A 23,728-nucleotide genomic window follows, 5' to 3' on the forward strand; every position below is an offset into this window, starting at 1 on the left:
CGGGCAAATCGGATTCGATTTAGCCGCGCAACCTCGCACCAAAGACTCGAGCCAAGCGTTCCACCAGGGTTTTGACGGCGAGCTCAACCGTCTCGTCCTGAAGGGTCCCGCCAGTATCTTGCAAGGTTACTCGGAACGCAAGGCTTTTCTCGTCAGCCGAGAGCCCCCCCGAAACAGCACCAGAACCGGTTTGCTTCGCGTCGAATTTCGGCCGAAATTCGTCAAATAGCACCATTTTTTGCATGAACCGAAGTGCATCGTTGTCGCCCCGAGCCTGCGCAAACTCATCGATGATCGATTGGACTTCGACATGCTGCGGCACGACCAACGCAATGTCACGACGCACCGGCGGGAATTTCGAGATCTCAGTCACGCCCGGCAATGCACGCCCGGCCACCGCATCAGCCTCGACCTCGAACAGTACTGGTGCATGCGGAAGATCGTATTTTCGCATCCAACGCGGATGCAACTCGCCGATCCAACCGACAATGCGACCATCGATTTCGATCCGCGCACTGCGCCCCGGGTGCAACGCCGGATGCGAGGCCCGTGTGAAGCGAGGCACCGTCGGTGCAAACAGCGCCTGCACGTCGCCCTTCACATCAAAGAAATCAACATGTCGCGCCGATACCCCCCATTGTTCGTCGACGACCGGACCATAGGCCAGCGCACCGATCATCTTAGGTTGGGCAAAGCCTTCTACCGTCAATTCGCCTTCCTTCACCGCCGGGTCCGCGCGAAAGACCCGCCCAGCCTCGAACACGCGCACGCGCTCCGCACGCCGATTCAGGTTATGCTGCAACACGCCGACCAAGCTGCCGAATAATGTCGAACGCATCACCGACAGCTGGCTCGCGATCGGGTTGAGTAGCGCGACGGGCCGCTCGTTACCGGCGAAATCCCGTTCCCACTCGACATCGACAAAGCTGAAATTGACCGTTTCCGCGTAGTCGCGTGCCGCTAGCGCACGACGCAACGCATGGATCGAGCGCCGCGTCTCGTTCGTCACCCGCATCTCGCTCGTCGCCATCGGCGGACGCGCCGGGATCTTTTCGAATCCGTGGATGCGAGCGACCTCCTCGATCAAGTCCTCCTCGATGTCGATGTCGAAACGGTAGGTTGGCGGCGTCACAATGAACGTGTCGCCGTCCGCCGCACGCTCGAACGACAGATTCAAACGCGTGAAGATGCTGGCAATCTCGTTCGCATCGATCGGCACGCCAATGATCCGGTTTGCCCGCGACACCCGCATCGAGACGGGCTTGCGCTGCGGTAGGTTGACGATATGGTCGTCCACCGGGCCAGCGTCGCCACCGCAAATCGTCGTGATCAAGTGCGTCAGGTACTCGATGTGCTCAACAGTGGTCGCGTAGTCCACGCCTCGCTCGAAGCGATGCGCAGCATCGGTCGAGAAGTTGTATTGGCGGGCGCGGCCACGGATGCTGTCCGGCCACCAAAATGCCGCTTCCAAATAGATATGCCGCGTATCGAGCGTCACCGCGGTACTGTCACCGCCCATGATACCGGCCAGGCTTTCGACACGTCCCTGATCATCCGCGATCACGCCGACCGTTTCGTCCAGCTCGATCGTATTACCGTTGAGCAGCTTCAGCGTCTCACCGCGCTTGCCCCAGCGCACGTGCAAGCCGCCGTTAATCTTATCCAGGTCGAATATGTGTGATGGACGCCCGAGCTCGAGCATCACATAGTTCGAAATGTCGACGAGCGCCGAAATGCTGCGCTGACCCACTCGCTCGAGCCGCTGAACCATCCATGCAGGCGTGCTGGCCCGCGCATCGACATTGCGGATCACGCGGCCGGAGAACCGTCCGCAAAGCTGCGGCGCCTCGATACGCACCGGCAACCGCGCGTCGCAGGTGACCGGAACAGGGTGGTAGGACGGCGCGTTGAGTGGCGCACCGGTAATTGCAGCCGTCTCGCGTGCGATACCGAACACCGATAAGCAATCGGCCTTGTTCGGCGTCAGCTTGATGTCGAAAATCATGTCGTCGAGCTGCAGCACGTCGCGGATGTCGCGTCCGATCAGCGTATCGTCCGGCAACACCAACAGTCCGCTGTGGTCGTCTGACAACTTCAGTTCGCGAGCCGAACACAGCATGCCCTGGCTTTCGACGCCGCGCAGCTTCGACAGCTTAATCTTGAACGGCGCACCGCCCGCTTCCGCGGGCGGCAGCGTCGCGCCGACCAGCGCGGTCGGCACCTTGATGCCGGGTGCCACATTCGGCGCACCGCACACGATCGTCAACGTCTGTCCCATGCCCACGTCAACCTGACACACGTTCAGCTTATCGGCATTCGGATGCTTGACGACCTCGAGCACCTTGCCGACAACGATCTTCGATGTCGGCGGCGCCACCGGCGCCAACGCCTCGACCTCGAGACCCGCCATCGTCAGCGCATGCGACAGCGCCTCAGTCGACAATTGCGGATCAACAAAGCTTCTTAACCAGGATTCAGCAAATTGCATGGGGTATCGATAAGGAAAGTCGGGTCACGCAAACTGGCGCAGGAAACGCAGATCGTTCTCGAAAAACGCGCGCAAGTCGTCCACGCCGTAGCGCAGCATCGTCAGTCGCTCAAGTCCGCTGCCAAAAGCAAAGCCAATATAGCGCTGCGGGTCGAGCCCCATGTTGCGTACCACGTTCGGATGCACCTGCCCCGAGCCGGAAATTTCGAGCCAGCGCCCGGCGTTTCTGCCGTGCTCGAACCTCATGTCGATCTCGGCGGACGGTTCGGTAAACGGGAAATACGATGGACGAAAACGCACGAGGATATCGTTGCGCTCGAAAAACTTCTTCAGGAAGTCCGTGTAGACGCCCTTCAAGTCTGCAAAGCTAATGTTCTCGTCGATCCACAGCCCCTCGACCTGGTTAAACATCGGCGAATGCGTCGCATCGCTGTCGACACGATAGGTGCGCCCGGGGACGATGACCTTGATCGGCGGCTTGTTCATCCGCGCATACCGCACTTGCATCGGACTCGTATGCGTGCGCAGCAACAACGGCCTGCCTTGCGCGTCCTTCGCGTCGAGATAAAACGTGTCCTGCATCGAGCGCGCCGGATGGTTCTCGGGGCTGTTCAGCGCGGTAAAGTTGTACCAGTCGGTTTCGATCTCCGGACCGTCGGCCACGTCGAAGCCAATCGAATGAAAAATCTGCTCGACGCGCTCCCACGTCTGCATCACCGGATGCAGACTGCCCACGCCCGTGCCGCGCCCGGGCAGCGTCACGTCGATCGCCTCGGCCGCCAGCCGCTGATTCATCAACGCATCGGCGAGTGCCTGTCGACGCGCGTTCAATGCCGCCTCGACCTGCTGTTTCGCGACGTTGATGCGAGCACCCTCGCTCTTGCGCACCTGCGGGTCCAGCTTGCCTAAGCCCTTCAGCAATTCGGTTAACGCACCGGCCTTGCCGAGGAAGCGCGCCTTTTCGTTTTCGAGCGTCACGGTGTCCGCAGCATCCGCAAAGGCGCGCTGCGCGTCGGCGACGATCTGCTCAAGATCGGAAGATCCCATCATTTCAACGTCTGTCAGTGGATCAAAAAAGCTTGCGGCCAACAAAAAAACGGGGGCTCCAGCAAGAGCCCCCGTTCAAGTCTGCGGGTCGGCGTACGGCCCCATGGGCGCGATACGACCGACCCGGCACCGACTGTCCTTGCGCTCAGCGGGCAACGGCGGCTTTCACCTGCGCCACGATGGCGGCAAAAGCAGCCTTGTCGAACACGGCCATGTCGGCAAGCACCTTGCGATCGAGTTCGATCGACGCCTTTTTCAAGCCGTTCATGAACACGCTGTAGGTGATATCGTGTTGCCGCGCCGCTGCATTGATACGCGCAATCCACAAGCGGCGGAACACGCGCTTCTTGTTGCGGCGATCGCGGTATGCGTACTGACCGGCACGCATAACCGCCTGCTTCGCGATGCGGAACACATTATTGCGACGGCCGCGATAACCCTTCGCAAGGTTGATGATCTTCTTGTGACGGGCCCGTGCGGTAACCCCACGTTTGACTCGAGGCATGTTTCTCTCCTATGAGTTCGATTCAGGGTTACGCGAAAGGCATCATCGCGCGAACGGAATTGACGTCCGACGCGTGGACATCCGTGCTGCCACGCAGCTGGCGCTTGTTCTTCGTCGTTTTCTTCGTCAGGATGTGACGCTTGAAGGCCTGACCGCGCTTGACGGTACCGCCCGGACGCACGACAAAGCGCTTGGACGCGCTTTTCTTGGTCTTCATCTTAGGCATTGCTACCACTCCAGTTTTTTATGGCCACGGGTGTGCGGCTGAACGCTCCGCCCTTGTGAAACCCAGGGACCACTTGTCATCGGCGCGCGTTGCGATCGCGTCACGCGCCGTCTTTTCGGAAGACGCCGTACCGGCCGCCTTCGAAACCTGCATCGCGCGTCGCATCGCAAGCGGCAGCGTGCCGCGCGCGCAACGCACGCCCATCACTTCTTCTTTTTCGGCGCCAGCACCATCACCATCTGGCGGCCTTCCATCTTCGGCATTTGCTCGACCTGACCGTATTCGTCTAGATCTTGGCGCAGACGATCCAGCATCCGCATGCCGATTTCCTGGTGCGCCATCTCACGCCCACGGAAACGCAACGTGATCTTCGTCCTGTCGCCCTCCTCAAGGAATCGCGTCAGGTTGCGCAGCTTGACGTTGTAATCCCCGTCATCGGTGCCCGGGCGAAATTTGACTTCCTTTACCTGGATCACCTTCTGCTTGAGCTTCGCCTCGTGCTGCTTCTTGGCTTCCTGATACTTGAACTTGCCATAGTCCATCAGGCGGCACACCGGCGGCTGTGCATGCGGAGCAATCTCGACAAGATCGACATCGTGCTGTTCCGACAAACGGAACGCCTCGGCCAGCTTCACGATGCCGATGGGTTCCCCATCGACCCCAACTAGACGCACCTCCGGCACGCTAATTTCACCGTTGATGCGATGCGACGACTTATCAGTAGCGATGTTACGTTTCCTCTAAAAATTCAAAAAACTAGCCGCGCTGCTGATGGCTCACCCAAACACCCGCACTTCATTGTGCAGGCGGTCGAGGAAGGCTTCGACTGGCATCACGCCCAGGTCGACGCCGCCACGGGCACGCACGGCTACCGTTTGCGCATCACGCTCCTTGTCGCCGACGACTGCCAGATACGGGACTTTTTCGAGCGCGTGTTCTCGTATTTTATAGCTAATCTTTTCGTTACGCAAATCGGCGCTCGCCCTAAGCCCTTGTTTTTTCAATGTTTGGGCAACAACGTTCGCGTAATTGGCAGAACTTTCCGCAATATTCATCACCACGACCTGCGACGGCGCCAGCCACAGCGGCATGGCACCAGCATGGTGCTCGATCAGGATGCCCAGGAAGCGCTCCATCGAACCGACAATCGCCCGGTGCAGCATCACCGGCCGGCGACGGCTATTGTCTTCGGCCACATATTCCGCGCCAAGGCGCTGCGGCAACACGAAGTCCAATTGCAGCGTGCCGCACTGCCACGATCGCCCGAGCGCATCCTTGATATGGTACTCGACCTTCGGACCATAGAACGCCCCCTCGCCATCGAGCTCCTGCCACTGCAGGCCGCACGCGGCCAGCGCTTCACGCAGACCCTGTTCTGCACGGTCCCACGTATCGTCCGTGCCCGCGCGCTGCTGCGGCCGCAGCGACAGCTTGATGTCGATGTGCTCGAAGCCAAAGTCCTTGTACACGCTCATCGCCAGCGAATTGAACGCGATCGACTCGGCAATCACCTGATCTTCCGTGCAGAAGATGTGTGCGTCGTCCTGCACGAACCCGCGCACCCGCATCAGGCCATGCAGCGCGCCCGAGGCCTCGTTGCGGTGGCAAGAACCGAACTCGGCCAAACGCAGCGGCAGGTCACGGTACGAACGAAGGCCGTGATTGAACACCTGCACATGCCCCGGACAGTTCATCGGCTTGATCGCGTAGTCGCGTTTCTCCGACTCCGTCGTGAACATGTTGTCTCGATAGTTCTGCCAGTGGCCGGAGCGCTCCCACAGCGAACGATCCATGATCATCGGCGTCTTCACCTCGAGGTAGCCGGCCTCGTCGAGCCGGCGTCTCAGGTATTGCTCGACCTGCTGCCACAGCGTCCAGCCCTTCGGGTGCCAAAACACGAGCCCGGGCGCCTCCTCCTGCAAGTGGAACAAGTCCAGTTGCTTGCCCAGCTTACGATGGTCGCGCTTCTCGGCCTCTTCGAGCATGTGAAGGTACGCGTCCTGGTCTTCTTTGCGCGCCCACGCCGTGCCGTAGATCCGCTGCAGTTGCTCGTTGTTCGAATCGCCACGCCAATACGCGCCGGCCAGCTTCATCAGCTTGAACACCTTGAGCTTGCCCGTGGATGGCACATGGGGTCCACGGCACAGGTCCGTAAAGCCGCCATGCGAATATAGCTTGATCTGCTCGCCTTGCGGAATCGACTCGATGATCTCGGCCTTGTAGCGCTCGCCGATGCGTTTGAAGTACTCGACTGCCTCATCGCGCGACACCACGCGCCGCGACACCGGCTCGTCCCTCTTGGCGAGCTCGTGCATGCGCTGCTCGATCTGTTGCAGGTCTTCGGGCGTGAACGCGCGATGATAAGCGAAATCGTAGTAGAACCCGTTGTCCACGACCGGCCCGATCGTCACCTGGGCCTGCGGAAACAGCTCCTTGACCGCATACGCGAGCAAGTGCGCCGTCGAGTGGCGGATGATCTCGAGCCCTTCCCGGTCCTTATCCGTGACGATCGAGACATTGGCGTCGCGCTGGATCACAGCCGACGTGTCCACGAGTTCGCCATCGACCTTGCCGCCAAGCGCCGCCTTCGCCAGACCCGGACCGATCGACGTGGCCACTTCGGCCACCGTCACCGGATGATCGTATTGCCGGATAGAGCCATCGGGCAGTCGTACCGAAATCATTGCGTTCTCTCCTGGCGCCGTGCCATGTACGGTTAAGTCGGGGGCCGGAAACAAGGCCAAAAAAAATGCGGCCCTATCGAGGGCCGCATTTCAAATTCAACACAAAACAAAGGTCGAAACAGGTCCTCGACTAGCGTCGCCCCGAAAAAGTCCCGGTCAACGTTCGCGGTGTCATAACCATTTCGCCCGATGGCCGCTGATGAGCGGCCTTTTGTCCTGCATTGGATTCTGCTAAGAATCCATATTCGTTGGTAGGCTCGATTGGACTCGAACCAACGACCCCCACCATGTCAAGGTGGTGCTCTAACCAGCTGAGCTACGAGCCTGAAGAAACCGTGATTATAGGGAGGTTTTCATCTGTTGCCAAGTGGTTTCTACAGGGGGTTATGCAATGCGAGCCTTTTATGCGATGCGATGGCTTGGACCAACGCGATCCCCACGCCGACGCGAGGGGCACCGACGCGGCGAGCCCTCCCCTTCGTCGGCGTCATTGACGCCGCTTCGCCCGGACCACGCCTTGCACATCGCCGAGTAGCGTGGCGGCACGCTGCACCTGCGCGCTGTTGGACACCTCCACAGTGAATTGCATATACGCAACGTTGCGGCGCGTCTGGGTCTTCACGCCAACCAGATTAATCTTCTCGCGTGCGAATACCTCGGTGATGTCGCGCAGCAACCCCTGGCGATCGACGGCTTCGACCGCCAAGTCGATTGGGTAGACGCTTTGGCCGCGGCCGCTGAGCACGTCGTTGGACCAAGCCGTATGCAGCACACGCTCCGGCACGCGCGCGGCCATGTGCAAAAAGCTGGCGCAATCACTGCGATGGATCGATACTCCCTTGCCGCGCGTCACAAAGCCGGCGATCTCGTCGGGAGGCGCCGGCCGGCAACATTTCGCCAGTTGCGTGAGCAGCGCGTCGACGCCCACGACCAGCACGCCGGTCGACGCCCCAGACGCAACACTAGCGCCGCTGCTGCGCCGCTTAAAGTTCGCGGGCTCTAGCCCAGACGGCTCCGCGGCGGGCGCATCGCGAAGCGCCTGCTCAACCGAGCGTAGGCTAAGTTCGTCCTTGCCAACCTGCAGGAACAGCTCGTCCGGCGTCTTGAAGCCGAGCTTCGCAGCCAGCTCCTCGAGATTGACCGACGTGCGCCCCTCGCGTTGCAGCGTCTTTTCGACAGCGGCCCGGCCCGATGCGACGGTCTCCTGCAACTCGATTGCGTTGAACCACGCCCGCACCTTTTGCTTGGCGCGCGCGCTATGCAGGTAGCCCAGTTGGGGATTGAGCCAGTCACGCGACGGCCCCCCCTGCTTGACCGCGACGATCTCGACCGTCTGCCCGTTCTGCAGCGGCGTGTTCAACGGCACCATCGCCCCGTCCACGCGAGCGCCCCGGCATCGATGCCCGAGTTCGCTGTGCACGTAATAGGCAAAATCGACCGGCGTCGCCCCCTGCGGCAGCGCCACCACGCGCGCCTGAGGCGTCAGCACGTAGATATGGTCGTCCAGCGGCGTCTGTCGCAGTTGCTCCCACGGTTGCGACGTCGAGTCGCTGCCCGATACTTCATCCTTCCACGCAAGCAACTGCCGCAGCCACGCGATCTTCTCGTCGTACTTGTCGCTGGCGGCAAATTGACCATCGTATCCGCGGGTTCCCGCCTCCTTGTAGCGCCAATGCGCGGCAATGCCATATTCGGCAAAATGATGCATGTCGTGCGTGCGGATCTGCACTTCAAATGCCCGGCCGTCATCGCCGATCACCACCGTATGCAACGACTTGTAGCCATTGGGCTTCGGCCGGGATATATAGTCGTCAAACTCGCGGGGCACCGGCTGCCAGATGTTGTGCACGATACCGAGCACTGTATAACAGTCCTTGACGTCCGGCACGATCACGCGGAACGCGCGTACATCGTTGAGCTCGGAGAACTCGAGCTTTTTGCCGCGCATCTTGCGCCAGATGCTGTAAATGTGCTTAGGACGTCCGCTCACGTCCGCATCGATGTTCGCCGCCGCGAGTTCACGCTTCAGGCGCGCGATCGCATCGCGCACGTACGATTCACGCTCGACCCGCCGTTCGTCGAGCAACTTCGCGATACGCTTGTAGGTCGCCGGCTCCTCGAAACGGAACGCGAGGTCCTCCAGCTCCCATTTCAGTTGCCAGATGCCGAGGCGGTTCGCAAGCGGCGCATAGATCTCCAGCGTCTCGCGCGGCAACCCCGCCGGCGGCGTCAGCTTGTGCGCCGCATAGAAGCGCAGCGTCTGCAGCCGCGACGCGAGCCGGATCAGCACGACGCGGATATCCTGCGCAAACGCCACTAGCATCTTGCGCAGCGCCTCAACCTGGGCGCGACGATGCGCCTGCGCGTCGCGGCCCATGTCGCTATCGGGTGTCGTCGCCTGAATGCCAATCACGCCGAGCCGCAGCAGCTTACGCACATCCGTGACCAGTTGCAGCACGTCTTCGCCGAAACGCTCGCGCAGCAAGCGTTCCGGTTCGCTCAGGTAGGGAATCACCGGGAATAGCGCCGCCGCCACGGATGACGGAAGATCGACGTTCAGCGTATTGACGATCTGCGCGGTGCCCTGCGCGTGCTCAACGAGCCTCTCGCCCGACCCAAGTCGCACCCCACTGGCGTGCTCCTGCACAAAGGCAAGCGCGTCGTCAAGCGTCGCTGTCGGCGACTGGGCGCGGGTTTCGGATTCGGGACTCATCTATCAAACCAGTACGACGCCGGCGACTGCCGCACGGCGCGATAATACGGGAAACGCTCAGCTTCGCTGCGCGGCAAACACCACGACTTCGACCAGGCATTCCGGATTGGCGAGCTTGGCCTGCACAGTGGCACGCGGCGGTGTATTGCCATTGGGCACCCATTCGTCCCACACGTCATTCATTGCAGCGAAATTCGCCATGTCGGAGAGATAGATCTGCGTCGACAAAATCAGCGACTTGTCGCTGCCGGCCTGCGCGAGCAGCCGGTCGACGTGGCCGAGCACTTCGCGCGTCTGTCCGGTAATGTCTTGCTTCGTATCCTCGGCGATCTGACCGGCCAGGTAGACGGTGCCATTGTGCACGGCAATTTCGGATAAACGGGGACCGACATGAAAACGTTGCACTGCCATAGTCAATATCCTGTGAAGTCGATGAAATCAGGCGCGCGCCATCGCGCGCGGCTCATTGCAGCGTCGGCGCTGGCCGATGCGCGAGCGCCGGCTCGCCGCCGCAAAAGAATGCTTCGGCGATCGCGATCTGCTCGTCGTGCACAAACGTAGGTGCATGGCCGACGCCGGCAATCTCGGCGGCCGACACTTGGCGGCCACGCTGCTGCATCGCCTCGACGGTCTCGCGCGACAACAGGTCGGACTGCTCGCCCCGCACCACCAGCGTAGGCCCTGAAATCGCCTCAAAGGCGCGCCACAACAACGCTTGGCCGCTACTCGCGAGTTCCGCCTTGCTGGCCTTGAACGGCACCGCGATGCGCGGGTCATAGTGCAGCACCCATGAGCCGGCATGATGCCGCAGTAACGGCCGGTTCAACGCACGCCACTCGTCTGGCGTATGCGGACCGAACCCCGCCAAGATCGAGGCCAGATAATCGTACGCCTGCTGCTCGGTATCGAACTTCGGCGCGTTGCCGACGTACTCGCCAATCCGGTGCAGCGCATCCGGCTCCAGCGTCGGCCCGACGTCGTTGAGCAGCAGCTTGCGCACCGGACTGTTCGGCAGCCCGGCCAGCACCATGCCGATCATGCCGCCCATCGACGTGCCGAACCAATCCACGGTCTCGACATTCAGCCGGGCAATCAGCGTCACCATATCCGACACGTACTGAGACAGTGCGTACTGCTGCGCATTGTCGAGCCAGTCGGACAACCCACGACCGGCGACATCGGGGCACACGACGCGAAAACGGTCCGCGAGGCGGCTGGCCAGCACATCGAAATCCCTGCCGGTACGGGTCAGGCCATGCGCGCACACCAGCACGCGCGGATTGGACGGGTCGCCCCATTCGGTGTAGGCGATCCGGTGCAGACCGGTGGGACTGATACAGCGCACGAAGCCCTGACGCGGCGTACACGGGTCGGGCAAAGCAGACGGAGCCGGCATCGACGTATCCTGAAACGTAACGACTCAATTTTAGCGTGCTTTGTGCACGCAGCCCGCCGGCTCCGTGCACAATGGCCGATTGGCCGACGCCCACGCGGCCGCGATCCGCCGCAGTACTGCGGCGCGGGCGCACCGCGCCGCGGCTGTCGTCCAGACTATGTGAGCGCGCTCACGTTGAGCGGCGCACCGGTCTTGCGCTGGATTTCCTCGATGCTCACGCCAGGCGCGATCTCGACCAGTTTCAGGCCGGCGTCGGTCACGTCGATCACGCCCAGGTCGGTGACGATGCGGTCCACAACACCGACGCCGGTCAATGGCAGCGTGCATTGTTCGAGGATCTTGTGTTGGTCGCCCTTGGCCACGTGCTCCATTAGCACGACCACCCGCTTGACGCCGGCCACCAGGTCCATCGCGCCGCCCATGCCCTTGATCATCTTGCCGGGGATCATCCAATTGGCGAGGTCGCCGCCCTTGCTGACCTGCATCGCGCCCAGGATCGCCAGGTTGATGTGCCCACCGCGAATCATCGCAAACGAGTCGGCAGACGAGAAAATTGAAGAGCCGGGCAATGTCGTCACCGTCTGCTTGCCGGCGTTGATCAGATCCGCATCGACTTCGTCTTCGGTCGGCGACGGACCGATGCCAAGCAATCCATTCTCGGATTGGAGCCACACTTCGATGCCGTCCGGTACATGGTTGGCAACCAGCGTCGGCAGTCCGATCCCCAGGTTCACATAGAAGCCGTCTTGCAGTTCCTGCGCAGCGCGCGCCGCCATTTCATCTCGGTTCCAGGCCATTTCAGTCTCCTTTGCGCGCTTATTTTTGGCGCACGACGCGTTGTTCGATGCGCTTTTCCGGGTGGGCATTGAGCACCAGCCGTTGCACGAAGATGCCGGGCGTATGGATCGCATCCGGGTCGAGTTCGCCGGTCTCGACGATCTCCTCGACTTCAGCGACCGTGATCCGGCCCGCCATCGCACACATCGGATTGAAGTTGCGCGCGGTACGGCGATAGATCAGATTGCCCGCCTTGTCGGCCTTCCAAGCCTTGACGAGCGCGACATCGGCGGTCAATGAGCGCTCGAGCACGTAGTGGTTGTCGCCGAACTGCCGCGTCTCCTTGCCTTCGGCGATCACCGTGCCGTAACCGGTATTGGTGAAGAAGGCCGGAATGCCGGCGCCACCGGCGCGCAACTTCTCGGCCAGCGTGCCTTGCGGCGTGAACTCCAGTTCCAATTCGCCTGCTAGGTATTGGCGCTCGAACTCTTTGTTCTCGCCCACGTACGACGAGATCATCTTCTTAATCTGTCGCGTTTCAAGCAGCAGGCCCAGTCCGAACCCATCCACGCCCGCATTGTTGCTGATACAGGTGATGCCCCTGACGCCCGAATCGCGCAGCGCGGCGATGAGCGCCTCGGGGATCCCGCACAGGCCGAAACCGCCAACCGCGAACTTCTGGCCGTCCTTGACGATGTCCGCCAGCGCCGCCTGGGCGCTCGGATAAAGCTTGTTCATGTCGCTGTCCCTTCCTCTATGGATGTCCCGCTTCGGTGCGGGTGCTACGCCGGGTCCGGTGCTACGGCCGCGGCACGACGCCAAATCGGGTGCGCTAAGGTTACGCTGAGCGGATGTTACGGCACAATACGCAAAAGTACATCAGCACCGCACGGAACCGTCGTCGGTACCGTGCGCGGCGGCTGTGGCGCTCGCCGCGGCATGCCGGCGTACGTGGCCGACAACCGATGCTTAAACTAGCTTACCAAACTGCGTTCCATCTCGCGTCGATCGGCCTCGTGCTGTCGCGCGAGCGCGTGATCGAGGATTGCAACGAGCAGCTGTGTGCGATCTTCCGGCAGACGCGCGGATCGCTGATCGGCCGCTCGCTGGACCGGCTAGCGCCACATGGCACTGGCGTCTGGACGTTCGAAGAATTGAGCGAGACGCGCCGCGTAGCCATCGAACTGACGCCGCGCGAGCGCGAGATCGCCGCGTAATGGGTCATGGGGAAGACCAGCAAGCAAATCGGCCGCGCACTGGACATCAGCTCGCGCACCGTCGACATCTAACGCGCCCAACTGATGCACAAGTACGGCACCGGCAACGCGACTAAACTAGTCCAGCGGTTGCTCGGCTGAGCACACCGGGCGAATTGCCGATTGCTCCACGGGTCGAAAGCCGGCTGAGTGGCGCGCGTCCCCTGAACACAGGTAGCGCGCGGGGGCTCGCCCCACCCAGCGCGACTACTCGAGCGCTGCGAGCAGCGCCTTGGGCAATGGCACCGACTTGCCCGCGTCGTAATCGACCCAAACGATCTTTGCGCCCCCTTGCGCGATAAGCTCGTTGGGTGCGTCGGTGCGCGTCAATTCGAAGCGCGAGTCCAGGCTGCTGCGTCCCGGCTTACCGACCCGCATCGTACCCCGTACGTCACCTGGATAGCGCAGCTGGCGCAGAAAATTCATGTGCGCGCTCACGATCACCGGGCCACACCCGTTCTCATCCGGCACAGGCAAGCTTAACGTCTCGAACCACGAGACCCGCACCTGTTCCATATAACGGAAATAGACGACGTTGTTCACGTGCTGAAACGCGTCCATGTCCCCCCAGCGGATCGGCAACACCATCTCGAACGCGTGGCGATACACGTCGGAAGACATCAGACTAACCCCAATCCGTCATCGGCGGCCATCACCGAGCCGTTGATGAATTGCGACTCGTCGGCCGCGAGCAGCAACAACAACCCGTCCAGGTCCTCCGGCGTGCCGATCCGCTTGCGCGGCAGCATCGCGAGCAGCTTCTGCCCGTGCTCCGTGGACCACTGATGGTGGTTGGGCTCTGTATCGATGTAACCGGGGCAGATCGCATTGACATTGATGCCATGACGTCCCCACTCGAGCGCCATCGCCTTGGTCATATGCACGACGGCGGCCTTGCTCATTGCGTACAGTCCAATTTGCGGCGACGCACGCAGGCCGGCAACCGATGCAATGTTGATGATCCGGTAGCATGGCTTCGCGCCCGCTGCGCCATTGCCCCGCATAATCATGCGCTTGGCGACCTCTTGCGCCACGAAAAATGCGCCGCGCGTGTTGGTGCCAAACACGTATTCGAAGTCGGTTGGTGTCACGTCGGCCAGCTTCTGCGTCGTCGATACGCCGGAATTATTGACCAGGATATCAATCGTGCCCGCTTCGGTTTCGGCGTGCGCGACCGCAGCCTTGATGCTGCCATAGTCGGTCACGTCCAGCGCGACCACGTGCGCCGCGCCTCCTGACGCCTCGATCTCGGCGCGCAGCTCCTTTAGACGCTCGGTGCGGCGGCTCGCCAGCACCACTTTCGCGCCCGCGCCCGACAGCACCTGCGCGAAACGCTTGCCCAGGCCGCTCGACGCGCCGGTGATCAGCGCGACCTTGCCTTCAAGATTGATCGAACGACCCATTGGAATTCCTTGTTCAGGTGGATAGAACAGACCGTATCGCACGATGCGCGATACGTTATCATAAATAGAACGATCGTGCTAATTCACCGTCCTTTGGTTGCGGCCCCCGGTCGCTTCCCGGACAATGGCACCCGACTAAAACGCATTCTAACGGAGAGGACATTAATGACCCCGCAAAGCTGGATCGAGCAGTACGGACCACGCGAGTCGATGGAGTACGACGTGGTGGTGGTGGGCGGCGGGCCGGCGGGGCTGTCGGCGGCGATCCGGCTCAAGCAGCGGGCGGCGGAGCAAGGGGTGGAGCTGGCGGTGTGCGTGCTGGAGAAGGGCTCGGAGATTGGCGCGCACATTGTGTCGGGAGCGGTGATGGACCCGCGCGCGCTGGACGAGCTGATTCCGCAGTGGCGTGAGCGCGGTGCGCCGCTGACGGTGCCGGTGGTAGAGGACCGGTTCTTGTTTCTGAGCCGCACGGGGACGCTGAAGACGCCAAACTGGGCGCTGCCAGAGAACTTCAAGAACCACGGCAACTACGTGGTGAGCCTGGGCAACGTGACGCGCTGGCTGGGCCAGCAGGCCGAGGCGCTGGGGGTGGAGATCTTCCCGGGCTTTGCCGCGGCCGAGGTATTGTACGACGAGCGCGGCGCGGTGCGCGGGGTGGCCACCGGCACCCTGGGGGTGGGCAAGGATGGCCAGCCCACGGAGCACTTCCAGCTGGGCATGGCGCTGCACGCGAAGTACACGCTGTTCTGCGAGGGCGCGCGCGGGCACCTGGGGCGGCAGTTGCAGGAGCGCTTTGGGCTGCGCGAGGGGGTGGATCCGCAGGTATACGGCATCGGCATCAAGGAGCTGTGGGAGGTGGAGCCGGCGCGGCACAAGCCGGGGCTGGTGATCCACACGGCGGGCTGGCCGCTGGATGCGAAGACTTACGGCGGCTCGTTCCTGTACCACCTGGACAACCATCAGGTGGCAGTGGGGTTCGTGGTGGGGCTGGGCTATGAAAACCCATACCTGTCACCGTTCGAGGAGTTCCAGCGCTACAAGACGCATCCGGCGATCCGCGCGTTCCTGGAAGGGGGCAAGCGGGTCTCGTACGGGGCGCGCGCGATCACCGCGGGCGGGCTGATGTCGCTGCCCAAACTCACGTTTGCGGGCGGGGCGCTGGTGGGGGACGAGGCGGGATTTTTGAACGCCTCGCGCATCAAGGGCAGCCATGCGGCGATCAAGACCGGGATGCTGGCCGCCGAGGCGGCGTTCGAGGCGTTGCAAGCAGGCCGTGCGCACGATAATCTGCTCGCGTACCCGCAGGCGTTCGAACGCTCGTGGCTGCACGAGGAACTGTACCGGGCGCGCAACTTCAAGCAGTGGATGAGCAAGGGGCTGTATGTAGGCTCGCCGATGGTGTTCATCGAGCAGAAGCTGTTGGGCGGGCGCGTGCCGTGGACGCTGCATCACCGGCATGCGGATCACGAGCGGCTCAAGCCGGCGTCGCAGTGCCAACCGATCGCGTACCCGAAGCCGGACGGCAAACTCACGTTCGACCGGCTCTCGTCGGTGTTCATCTCGAACACGAATCACGAGGAAAATCAGCCGGCGCACCTGACGCTCAAGGACGCTAGCGTGCCGGTGCGCATCAACCTACACGAGTACGCGGGCCCGGAGAGCCGCTACTGTCCGGCGGCGGTGTACGAGTTCGTGCGCGAGGAAGGTGGCGGCGAGCGGCTAGTGATCAACGCGCAGAACTGTGTGCACTGCAAGAGCTGCGACATCAAGGATCCGACGCAAAACATCGTATGGGTCACGCCCGAGGGCGGCGGTGGCCCCAACTACCCGAACATGTGACGCCACCCAACGGCGCACGACGCGGCGCCGTCGCCCACCGGGGCACACTCCGAAATCACGCGCCCGGGGGGCGCGCGGCGATCGTCGGCGTCGACGTCTTGACGTCTGTGCACTGCGCGCGGTGCCGCAGCGCATGGTCCATCAGCACCAGCGCAAGCATCGCTTCAGCAATCGGTGTCGCTCGGACCCCGACACACGGGTCATGGCGTCCGAACGTCTCGACCATCACGGGCTCGCCGACCTTGTCGATCGAACGACGCGGCGTGCGAATGCTCGAGGTCGGCTTGATCGCGATCGACACGACGATGTCCTGGCCGGTCGAAATGCCGCCGAGCACGCCGCCGGCATTGTTGCCCGCGAAGCCGGCAGGCGTCAGTTCGTCACCGTGCAGCGAGCCACGCTGGCGCACGCTGTCGAATCCGGCGCCAATCTCTACGCCCTTCACCGCATTGATCCCCATCATCGCATAGGCGATGTCCGCATCCAGCTTGTCGAACAACGGCTCGCCCCATCCGAGCGGCACGCCGGAGGCGGTCACCGAGATCCGGGCGCCGATCGAGTCGCCGTCCTTGCGCAACGTATCCATATAGGCCTCGAGCTGCGGCACGATTTGCGCATTCGGTGCGAAAAAGGGATTGTCAGCCACATGCGCCCAATCGACGAACGGGATGTCGATTTCACCCAACGCGCTCATGTAGCCGCGCACTTGGACACCGAAGCGCTCCCGCAGCCATTTCTTCGCCACCGCCCCTGCCGCGACATTCGGCGCAGTCAGCCGCGCGGACGCGCGTCCGCCTCCACGGTAATCGCGCACACCATATTTTTGCCAATATGTATAGTCCGCATGGCCGGGCCGGAAAGTTTCCGCGATGTTGCCGTAATCCTTGCTGCGCTGGTCCGTATTGCGGATCAGCAACGCGATCGGCGTGCCGGTCGTCACGCCGTCGAACACGCCCGATAGGATCTCCACCCGGTCGTCCTCCTGGCGTTGCGTCACGTGGCGCGACGTGCCCGGCTTGCGGCGATCGAGCTCCATCTGTATATCAGCCTCGGCCAGCGCCAGTCCTGGCGGACAGCCGTCGATCACGCAGCCGATGGCCGGACCGTGCGACTCCCCGAAAGTCGTCACCGTGAAAAGCGTACCGAAAGTGTTGCCCGACATGCTGGTTGCCCGAAAATTGCTCAAACTATCATTATGCCAGTGCTGTCACGGCGCGCACCGCGGCAACAAAGGTGCCCATCTCGAGGAACTGTGCGCAGAAAAACGGGGCGAAGCAGCGCTCGCGCAACAGCGTGAACTGCAACGATGGCGCGCTGGCCTCGCGCGCCGTGACGCAGATGGACGGCTTGGTGTGCGACGAAGCCTGGGTCATGCGGATCAGAAAACACGCGTGACAACGCGCGCTCCGTTGCAGGATTCGGCAGCTGGCCGTACGCCGGCCCCACCACGGCTTTAGCGCGCTTCGCGCGCCCCTTCATCCTCCGGCCAATCGCGGATATAAGCTTTAAGCATCCGGTTCTCGAACCCCTGCTCCTCGACCACCGCCTTGGCCACGTCATAGAATGAGATCACACCCATCAGCATGCGTTTTTCCATTACGGGCAAATAACGCGCGTGGCGCTCGAGCATCATGCGCCGCACCTCGTTGACATCTGTCTCCGGCGTACAAATGAGCGGATGATCATCCATCACCTTGCGAATCGTCACGGCACCGACTGAACCGCCGTGGTCGCGCAACGTCAGAATGATCTCGCGGAACGTCAGCATGCCGACCAGATCACCGAATTCGATGACGACCAGCGAGCCGATGTCGTGCTCGGCCATCGTCTGAATCGCTTCGTGCAACAGCGTATCGGGCGTGACGGTGTAGAGGGTATTGCCCTTGACCTTCAGGATGTCGCTGACTCGCATGGCCTCCTCCTTGCACTGCGCGGCTTTGTGCACCGATCGTAGCGGAAAGACCGGTAAAAGGAAAGCATACCGCAGCGGCACACCACACGCTCGCGCCTCGATGCTACGATACCGGCGCGCCCCCTCGGCACACACGCTGCTGGACACCGTGTCGGCCTACCCCGTCGTGCTGGTCGGCCATAGCATGCGCTCGCTGATCGTACTGCTGGCCGCCTCGCGGGCCGCACGGATACGTGCATGGGCGCTCGTGGCCACCGCCTATCCGATAACAGTCTCGGCCGCGTTAACCAGGTCTGCCAGCGGCTGCACTTCATCGGCTCGCTCGGCGTAATCGGCTGTGTCGCGATGGCGGTCACGGCCAGTGACTGGACATGGCTGCCGGCAGCGGTCATGTCCGGCTATGGCTTCGCGTGGATGGGCCACTTTTTTCAAAAAAACTGACCCGCGACGTTCAAGCACTCGATCTACAGCCTGATCGGCAATTAGGTGATATTCAACGACATCTGCGCCGGAAGCATCCCGCTGTGAGCTCAGCCACGCCGCCGGTGGCGGTTGCGCACTAAACGGCCGCCACCGGCGAGGCGCGCCCGCTGTTGGCCCGCTCGGCTTGAGCGCCGCGACGGCGGCGCGCGGCCAACAACGCGGCGAGCGGCACATCCAGGCCGCGATGGTCGAGCGCAGCGAGCAGCGTCGGGCCATCGACGTGCGCGGTGTCGAAATTGAGTTGATAAGTGAACTCGTTACGATCGATGACGAACAATTGATAGAGTTGGCGCAGGCTCGCGTGCCGCGGATTCACTAAAAGCACATAGCGATCTGGATCACGCTCGCGCCGTATCCGGGCAACCCAGTCGATTGCCTCGAGCTTGTCCAGCAGTCGGGCAGCTGTCTGCAACCCGCAGCGCTGCAACTGCGCAAGTTCATGCAGCGTGTAGCCGGCACGGCCCGCATCGCGGGCGTCGTTGAGCCACGCAAGCAGCTCCAGTGCATCGAGCAGGTCGCTGCCTGCGTAATCAACGCGATGAAAATGCCCAAGCCGGATCTCTGGCAATGCGGACGTCAACATCGCGCCGAACAGCGTGATTAACCAACTCAGGTAAACCCACAGCAGAAAAATCGGGATTGTCGCAAATGCGCCATACACGGCCGTATAGGTCGGAATGCGCCGGATATAGAGCCCGAAGCCTCGCTTGGCAAGCTCAAACGCGATCGCCGCACACAGCCCGCCAATGAGCGCGTCGCGCCACGCCACCTGGCAGTTCGGTAAATAGACGTACGATAGCGTGAATGCCAGTACCGACAGCGTCAGCACCGCGCCGGTCAGCGCCCATTCGACGAACGTCGGCATCACGCGCGACGCGGCGCTCGATGCCGCGCTGGCTGCGCCGGCCACGTTGGCGACCGTGTTGGCAAGCATCGAGTGCGTGAGCAGGTAGGACGATACCGATAGGCTCACGCCGATCAGCAGCGGCCCCAACGTGATCACTGCCCAATACACCAGGATGCGCTGCGCAAGCGGCCGCGACTTACGTACGCGCCAGATCGTGTTGAACGCCGATTCGACGATCATCATCGTCATGACCGACGTAACCACGAGGGTAATCATCCCCACCGTCGTCAGCCCTTTCGCCTTTTCCGCAAACTGGTTCAGATATTTGAAGATTTGGCTGTTAATCTGCGCCGGCATCAGATGGTCGGCCAGGAAGCCCTGCAGCGACTGTTGGAATGACGCAAAGATCGGAAACGCGGTGAACAGCGCGAAGGCCACCGTCACCAGCGGCACCAGCGACAATACGGTCGTGAACGTGAGGCTGCCCGCCACCTGCGGGATACGGTCCTCGGCGCTGCGAGTCGCGACAAAGCGCGCGAGCCGCTTCAGCGCATCCAGATCGATATCGAACTTCTTCAAAGGTCAACCCTCCTTACGTCTTCTATAATAATGGTTCACCGCACAGGTCATGAAAGACATACTCGTTCTCTACTACAGCCGCAACGGCGCCACCCGGGAACTCGCGCGGGCCATCGGCCGCGGCGTGGACAGCGTGCCCGGCGCACAGGCACGCATCCGCACCGTGCCGCCCGTCTCCACGGTCTGCGAGGCCACCAGGCCAGACATCCCCGACGATGGCCCACCATACGCGGAGTTGCGCGACCTAGCTGAGTGCGCCGGGCTCGCGCTGGGCTCGCCGACGCGCTTCGGCAATATGGCCGCGGCGCTGAAGTACTTCCTGGATGGCACGACGCCGCAATGGCTTAGCGGCGCACTGGCAGGCAAGCCCGCCTGCGTCTTCACGTCCACCGGCAGCCTGCACGGCGGCCAGGAAACCACACTGCTGTCCATGATGCTGCCCTTGTTACACCACGGGATGCTGATCGTCGGGCTACCCTACACCGAATCCGCGCTAATGAGCACGACGAGCGGCGGCACGCCGTACGGTGCCTCTCACGTCGCCGGGGTGAGTGGCGGCAACAATCCGGCCCCGCTGTCGTCGGACGAGAAGACGTTGGCGCACGCACTCGGCGCGCGGCTCGCCCGCGCGGCGCTAGCGCTGGCCGATAGGCAATGAATCGGCAGCCCGGCAACCCGGCGCTACGGACCGCGCAGCGGTTGCATCGGTTGTTGATGATCGCGATCGCCACGCTGCTCGCACTGGTCGTGTTGGCCGTGAGCTGGGAAATCTGGCTCGCGCCGTTGCGTCCCGGCGGCTCGGCGCTGGCCCTCAAGGCGCTGCCGCTGCTGCTGGTCGTGCCCGGGCTGCTACGCGCCAGGCTGTATACGATGCAATGGTCGGCCATGCTGATTCTGGCCTATTTCGCGGAGGGAATCGTGCGCGCAATCAGTGATGCGGGCGCCAGTGCGCCCCTAGGCTGGATCGAGGCCGTGCTTGCCCTTGTCTACTTCGTCAGCGTGCTCGGTTATCTCGCACCATTCAAGCGCACTGCCCGGCACGTCACCGCTGCCGTTAACTCTTCGGCCGAACACCGATGACGCCTCACGACACCGCCGCACTGCCCGCCTTCCTGCAAGCTTGCCAGCACGCCATCGGCGCAGACCAGGTATTGGATGACCCGGACGACATATCGCCCTACGTGACAGATTGGCGCCGCCGGTACGTCGGCCGCGCCTGCGCGGTGCTGCGTCCGGCGAGCACGGCAGAAGTCGCCACGCTGGTACGATTGGCCACCCAATTTGGTGTCGCGCTGGTGCCGCAAGGCGGCAACACCGGGCTGGCCGGCGGTGCCACGCCGGACGCCAGCGGACGGCAGGCGGTGCTCAGCCTGCGCCGACTGGACCGCGTGCGCGCGGTGGACCCGATCAACGACACGATCACCGCAGAAGCCGGGTGCATCCTCGCACATGTGCAGGCCCGCGCGGCGGACGCCGGCCGCTTATTCCCGCTCAGCCTGGCAGCCGAAGGCAGCTGCACGTTGGGCGGCAACCTGGCGACAAACGCCGGCGGCACCGCGGTGCTGCGCTATGGCAACGCGCGCGAACTGTGCCTGGGCTTGGAAGTCGTGACCGCGAAGGGCGAGGTCTGGAACGGCTTGCGCGGGCTGCGCAAGGACAACACCGGATACGACCTGCGCGATATTTTCATCGGTGCCGAAGGCACGCTGGGCATCATCACGGCAGCCGTGATGAAACTCTATCCGCAACCGACCGCGCGCATCACCGCGCTGGCCGGCGTTGCCTCGCCACAGGCCGCGCTACAGCTTTTGGCGCTGGCCCGCGACACCGCCGGCGCGCTGCTAAGCGGCTTCGAGTTGATGTCCGACTTCTGCCTGCGGCTGGTCACCCACCATTTCCCGTCGCAGCGATACCCGTTCGCCGTCCCGCATGCGCAGATTGTGTTGCTCGAGTTATCCGACGGCGAAAGCGAGGCGCACGCAAGCCAACTCATCGAGAGATTAATGGAGCGGGCGTTCGAGCGCGGTATCGTCGACGATGCTCTCGTGGCGCAAAGCCTGGCGCAGTCGAACGCAATGTGGGCGCTGCGCGAGCACATCCCGCTCGCGCAAGCCAACGAAGGGCTCAATATCAAGCACGACATCGCGGTGCCAAGCTCGCGCATCGGCGAGTTCATCGACACCACCGACGCGGCGATCGCCGCAGCCGTGCCCGGCGCGCGGATGGTCACCTTCGGGCATCTAGGCGACGGCAACCTGCACTACAACGTACAGGCGCCCGCGGGTGTGGATCCGCGAGCCTTTCTGGCCGAGCACCAGGCGCGCGTGAACCGGATTGTCTACGATAGCGTCCATGCGCACCACGGCACGGTCAGCGCCGAGCACGGCGTCGGGCAGTTAAAGATCGAGGACGTGGCACGCTACAAGTCGCCCGTAGAACTCGAATTGATGCGTGCATTGAAGGCTACGCTCGATCCCGGCAATGTGTTCAATCCTGGGAAAGTGCTGCGCTGCGGCTAGTGACTAGCGCGCCCCGAAGGTCTGCAACGCGGCTTCATCGGCCGCGAGTGTCTTCGGAATCTGCTCGCGCAGGAATTCGACCCAAGTCCGGATCTTCGCATCCAAGTATTGTCGCGACGCATACAACGCATAAATCGTCGTCTTTTGCATCTTGTAGTCGGGCAACACGCGCACCAGCGTGCCATTGCGCAGCGCCGGCAACGCCGAAGGCGTGGGCAGCGCGCCAATGCCCATTCCCTCGCGCAGCGCCACCGCGAGCGCGTCTGCCACATTGACCTGGAACGTCGGCGCCGGCAGTTCGATCGTCTCGATGCCGTCCGGTCCGTCGAAGCGCCAGTGATTACCGGGAAAGATCGATGTCACGATATGCAGACAGGTATGGCTGGTCAGATCCCGGACGCTGCGGGGCGTGCCCCGCTTTTCCAGATAGGACGGGGACGCGCATAGCACGCTATACGAGTCGCCAAGCCGCTGCGACACCAAGCCGGAATCGGGCAGTTCGCTCGCGCTGATCTGCAGCGTGACATCGTAGCCTTCATCGAGCAAATCCGGCACGTGCTGCGACAGTGTCAGATCGACCGAAACACAGGGATAACGCTCCTGATAGCGTGTGACGGCCGGCACCACGTAATACTGGCCGAAGCTGGTGGTCGCATGGATTCTAAGCCGGCCCGACGGTCGCGCATACGCGTCGGCGGCTTCGGCTTCGGCCTGATCGACGTAGGCGAGGATCTGCTCGCACCGTTGTAAGTATCGCCCGCCGGCCTCCGTGAGTGCGATGCGCCGCGTCGTGCGGTTCAGCAAGCGGGTGCGCAGGTGCGCCTCTAGATCCGATACGGCCCGCGACGCGTACGCCGTCGTCGTATTCATCTGCTGCGCCGCGGCCGTAAAGCTCTTTGCCTCCACGACCCGGACAAATACCCTCATGTTTTGCAGCGTATCCATAACAAACTTCCCGTGCGGCCCGAGGAAATTGTTGCACACTTTGCAAGAAAGTTTATTGCATTTTCTGTAAAAGCCTATCTCACAGCTATCAGTTATTCAGGAAATACTT

22 protein-coding genes, 1 tRNA gene and 2 pseudogenes are annotated in these 23,728 nt (G+C 62.5%); 6 read left to right on the forward strand and 19 right to left on the reverse strand.

The window, feature by feature from the left end; translation table 11 throughout:
• Positions 1-19 precede the first annotated feature (19 nt).
• The 12 genes from pheT to B0O95_RS12710 all read right to left on the reverse strand — a co-directional run bounded on the left by pheT (position 20) and on the right by B0O95_RS12710 (position 12,574).
• Positions 20-2,488 (reverse strand): phenylalanine--tRNA ligase subunit beta, encoded by a 2,469-nt coding sequence (pheT, locus tag B0O95_RS12650; protein ID WP_104078194.1) that lies wholly within the window; start codon positions 2,486-2,488, stop codon positions 20-22.
• Between the two features lie 24 nt (positions 2,489-2,512).
• Positions 2,513-3,535, reverse strand: a complete 1,023-nt coding sequence (gene pheS / locus B0O95_RS12655) for a phenylalanine--tRNA ligase subunit alpha (RefSeq protein ID WP_104078233.1) — start codon at positions 3,533-3,535, stop codon at positions 2,513-2,515.
• A gap of 145 nt (positions 3,536-3,680) precedes the next feature.
• The gene (gene rplT / locus B0O95_RS12660) at positions 3,681-4,040 is read right to left on the reverse strand and encodes a 50S ribosomal protein L20 (protein ID WP_013434982.1); all 360 of its coding nucleotides are present in this window, start codon (positions 4,038-4,040) and stop codon (positions 3,681-3,683) included.
• A gap of 28 nt (positions 4,041-4,068) precedes the next feature.
• A complete protein-coding gene (gene rpmI / locus B0O95_RS12665) occupies positions 4,069-4,266 on the reverse strand; it encodes a 50S ribosomal protein L35 (RefSeq protein ID WP_041753359.1) in 198 nt (65 codons plus the stop codon).
• Positions 4,267-4,469: 203 nt separating this feature from the next.
• Positions 4,470-4,994 (reverse strand): translation initiation factor IF-3, encoded by a 525-nt coding sequence (gene infC, locus B0O95_RS12675; protein ID WP_076785117.1) that lies wholly within the window; start codon positions 4,992-4,994, stop codon positions 4,470-4,472.
• Between the two features lie 48 nt (positions 4,995-5,042).
• Positions 5,043-6,950, reverse strand: a complete 1,908-nt coding sequence (gene thrS, locus B0O95_RS12680) for a threonine--tRNA ligase (RefSeq protein WP_104078196.1) — start codon at positions 6,948-6,950, stop codon at positions 5,043-5,045.
• 249 nt (positions 6,951-7,199) lie between these two features.
• A tRNA-Val gene (locus tag B0O95_RS12685) sits at positions 7,200-7,276 on the reverse strand.
• A 161-nt stretch (positions 7,277-7,437) separates the two neighbouring features.
• The gene (locus tag B0O95_RS12690) at positions 7,438-9,663 is read right to left on the reverse strand and encodes a RelA/SpoT family protein (RefSeq protein ID WP_104078197.1); all 2,226 of its coding nucleotides are present in this window, start codon (positions 9,661-9,663) and stop codon (positions 7,438-7,440) included.
• Positions 9,664-9,720: 57 nt separating this feature from the next.
• Complete coding sequence (locus tag B0O95_RS12695) at positions 9,721-10,074, reverse strand: RidA family protein (RefSeq protein WP_104078198.1); 354 nt, start codon at positions 10,072-10,074, stop codon at positions 9,721-9,723.
• Positions 10,075-10,126: 52 nt separating this feature from the next.
• Entirely contained in the window at positions 10,127-11,059 is a 933-nt protein-coding gene (locus tag B0O95_RS12700) for an alpha/beta fold hydrolase (protein WP_104078199.1), read from the reverse strand.
• A gap of 155 nt (positions 11,060-11,214) precedes the next feature.
• On the reverse strand, positions 11,215-11,856 hold the full coding sequence (locus tag B0O95_RS12705; protein WP_104078200.1) for a CoA transferase subunit B: 642 nt from the start codon (positions 11,854-11,856) through the stop codon (positions 11,215-11,217).
• Between the two features lie 19 nt (positions 11,857-11,875).
• Positions 11,876-12,574 (reverse strand): CoA transferase subunit A, encoded by a 699-nt coding sequence (locus tag B0O95_RS12710; protein ID WP_104078201.1) that lies wholly within the window; start codon positions 12,572-12,574, stop codon positions 11,876-11,878.
• A gap of 227 nt (positions 12,575-12,801) precedes the next feature.
• On the opposite strand from B0O95_RS12710, the pseudogene B0O95_RS12715 reads away from it, so the two are divergent.
• Positions 12,802-13,194, forward strand: a pseudogene (locus B0O95_RS12715) (helix-turn-helix transcriptional regulator).
• Between the two features lie 105 nt (positions 13,195-13,299).
• On the opposite strand, the gene B0O95_RS12720 reads toward B0O95_RS12715, so the two are convergent.
• A complete protein-coding gene (locus tag B0O95_RS12720) occupies positions 13,300-13,713 on the reverse strand; it encodes an acyl-CoA thioesterase (protein ID WP_104078202.1) in 414 nt (137 codons plus the stop codon).
• The gene (locus tag B0O95_RS12725) at positions 13,713-14,495 is read right to left on the reverse strand and encodes an SDR family oxidoreductase (protein WP_104078203.1); all 783 of its coding nucleotides are present in this window, start codon (positions 14,493-14,495) and stop codon (positions 13,713-13,715) included. Before B0O95_RS12725 ends, B0O95_RS12720 begins: the two co-directional genes overlap by 1 nt.
• A 165-nt stretch (positions 14,496-14,660) precedes the next feature.
• Between B0O95_RS12725 and B0O95_RS12730 the strand changes: the two genes are divergently transcribed.
• Entirely contained in the window at positions 14,661-16,334 is a 1,674-nt protein-coding gene (locus tag B0O95_RS12730; protein ID WP_104078204.1) for an electron transfer flavoprotein-ubiquinone oxidoreductase, read from the forward strand.
• 55 nt (positions 16,335-16,389) lie between these two features.
• Here B0O95_RS12730 and aroC read toward each other — a convergent pair whose 3' ends face one another.
• From aroC to B0O95_RS12745, 3 genes are all read right to left on the reverse strand, one after another.
• Positions 16,390-17,496, reverse strand: a complete 1,107-nt coding sequence (gene aroC / locus B0O95_RS12735) for a chorismate synthase (protein ID WP_104078205.1) — start codon at positions 17,494-17,496, stop codon at positions 16,390-16,392.
• A 31-nt stretch (positions 17,497-17,527) separates the two neighbouring features.
• A complete protein-coding gene (locus B0O95_RS12740) occupies positions 17,528-17,707 on the reverse strand; it encodes a hypothetical protein (protein WP_104078206.1) in 180 nt (59 codons plus the stop codon).
• Positions 17,708-17,787: 80 nt separating this feature from the next.
• The gene (locus B0O95_RS12745; RefSeq protein ID WP_104078234.1) at positions 17,788-18,246 is read right to left on the reverse strand and encodes a CBS domain-containing protein; all 459 of its coding nucleotides are present in this window, start codon (positions 18,244-18,246) and stop codon (positions 17,788-17,790) included.
• Positions 18,247-18,531: 285 nt separating this feature from the next.
• Here B0O95_RS12745 and B0O95_RS12750 point away from each other — a divergent pair.
• Positions 18,532-18,732 (forward strand): annotated as a pseudogene (locus B0O95_RS12750) (Mpo1-like protein); the annotation flags it as partial.
• A 73-nt stretch (positions 18,733-18,805) separates the two neighbouring features.
• On the opposite strand, the gene B0O95_RS12755 reads toward B0O95_RS12750, so the two are convergent.
• Positions 18,806-20,155: a YihY family inner membrane protein gene (locus B0O95_RS12755; protein WP_104078207.1), complete on the reverse strand. Its 1,350-nt coding sequence runs from the start codon at positions 20,153-20,155 to the stop codon at positions 18,806-18,808.
• 49 nt (positions 20,156-20,204) lie between these two features.
• Here B0O95_RS12755 and wrbA point away from each other — a divergent pair, with 49 nt between their 5' ends.
• From wrbA to B0O95_RS12770, 3 genes are read left to right on the forward strand one after another with little or no spacing between them, the layout of a single operon-like run.
• Complete coding sequence (gene wrbA, locus B0O95_RS12760) at positions 20,205-20,813, forward strand: NAD(P)H:quinone oxidoreductase (RefSeq protein WP_104078208.1); 609 nt, start codon at positions 20,205-20,207, stop codon at positions 20,811-20,813.
• Positions 20,810-21,235 (forward strand): DUF2069 domain-containing protein, encoded by a 426-nt coding sequence (locus B0O95_RS12765; RefSeq protein ID WP_104078209.1) that lies wholly within the window; start codon positions 20,810-20,812, stop codon positions 21,233-21,235. Before wrbA ends, B0O95_RS12765 begins: the two co-directional genes overlap by 4 nt.
• On the forward strand, positions 21,232-22,674 hold the full coding sequence (locus tag B0O95_RS12770; RefSeq protein ID WP_104078210.1) for an FAD-binding oxidoreductase: 1,443 nt from the start codon (positions 21,232-21,234) through the stop codon (positions 22,672-22,674). The genes B0O95_RS12765 and B0O95_RS12770 overlap by 4 nt, the downstream gene beginning before the upstream one ends.
• A 3-nt stretch (positions 22,675-22,677) precedes the next feature.
• Here B0O95_RS12770 and B0O95_RS12775 read toward each other — a convergent pair whose 3' ends face one another.
• Complete coding sequence (locus B0O95_RS12775) at positions 22,678-23,619, reverse strand: LysR family transcriptional regulator (RefSeq protein ID WP_104078211.1); 942 nt, start codon at positions 23,617-23,619, stop codon at positions 22,678-22,680.
• Positions 23,620-23,728 lie beyond the last annotated feature (109 nt).

Source organism: Mycetohabitans endofungorum (assembly GCF_002927045.1).
GTDB classification, from domain to species: domain Bacteria; phylum Pseudomonadota; class Gammaproteobacteria; order Burkholderiales; family Burkholderiaceae; genus Mycetohabitans; species Mycetohabitans endofungorum.

Bases quoted from the DNA above. Each gene is read 5' to 3' on its own strand.
- aroC (WP_104078205.1), bottom strand. From the start codon at position 17,496: ATGTCGGGCAACACTTTCGGTACGCTTTTCACGGTGACGACTTTCGGG.
- pheT (WP_104078194.1), bottom strand. From the start codon at position 2,488: ATGCAATTTGCTGAATCCTGGTTAAGAAGCTTTGTTGATCCGCAATTG.
- B0O95_RS12745 (WP_104078234.1), bottom strand. From the start codon at position 18,246: ATGCGAGTCAGCGACATCCTGAAGGTCAAGGGCAATACCCTCTACACC.
- B0O95_RS12775 (WP_104078211.1), bottom strand. From the start codon at position 23,619: ATGGATACGCTGCAAAACATGAGGGTATTTGTCCGGGTCGTGGAGGCA.
- pheS (WP_104078233.1), bottom strand. From the start codon at position 3,535: ATGGGATCTTCCGATCTTGAGCAGATCGTCGCCGACGCGCAGCGCGCC.
- rpmI (WP_041753359.1), bottom strand. From the start codon at position 4,266: ATGCCTAAGATGAAGACCAAGAAAAGCGCGTCCAAGCGCTTTGTCGTG.
- B0O95_RS12770 (WP_104078210.1), top strand. From the start codon at position 21,232: ATGACGCCTCACGACACCGCCGCACTGCCCGCCTTCCTGCAAGCTTGC.
- B0O95_RS12695 (WP_104078198.1), bottom strand. From the start codon at position 10,074: ATGGCAGTGCAACGTTTTCATGTCGGTCCCCGTTTATCCGAAATTGCC.
- B0O95_RS12765 (WP_104078209.1), top strand. From the start codon at position 20,810: ATGAATCGGCAGCCCGGCAACCCGGCGCTACGGACCGCGCAGCGGTTG.
- B0O95_RS12730 (WP_104078204.1), top strand. From the start codon at position 14,661: ATGACCCCGCAAAGCTGGATCGAGCAGTACGGACCACGCGAGTCGATG.
- B0O95_RS12725 (WP_104078203.1), bottom strand. From the start codon at position 14,495: ATGGGTCGTTCGATCAATCTTGAAGGCAAGGTCGCGCTGATCACCGGC.
- rplT (WP_013434982.1), bottom strand. From the start codon at position 4,040: ATGCCTCGAGTCAAACGTGGGGTTACCGCACGGGCCCGTCACAAGAAG.
- B0O95_RS12705 (WP_104078200.1), bottom strand. From the start codon at position 11,856: ATGGCCTGGAACCGAGATGAAATGGCGGCGCGCGCTGCGCAGGAACTG.
- B0O95_RS12700 (WP_104078199.1), bottom strand. From the start codon at position 11,059: ATGCCGGCTCCGTCTGCTTTGCCCGACCCGTGTACGCCGCGTCAGGGC.
- B0O95_RS12740 (WP_104078206.1), bottom strand. From the start codon at position 17,707: ATGACCCAGGCTTCGTCGCACACCAAGCCGTCCATCTGCGTCACGGCG.
- B0O95_RS12690 (WP_104078197.1), bottom strand. From the start codon at position 9,663: ATGAGTCCCGAATCCGAAACCCGCGCCCAGTCGCCGACAGCGACGCTT.
- thrS (WP_104078196.1), bottom strand. From the start codon at position 6,950: ATGATTTCGGTACGACTGCCCGATGGCTCTATCCGGCAATACGATCAT.
- B0O95_RS12710 (WP_104078201.1), bottom strand. From the start codon at position 12,574: ATGAACAAGCTTTATCCGAGCGCCCAGGCGGCGCTGGCGGACATCGTC.
- wrbA (WP_104078208.1), top strand. From the start codon at position 20,205: ATGAAAGACATACTCGTTCTCTACTACAGCCGCAACGGCGCCACCCGG.
- B0O95_RS12720 (WP_104078202.1), bottom strand. From the start codon at position 13,713: ATGTCTTCCGACGTGTATCGCCACGCGTTCGAGATGGTGTTGCCGATC.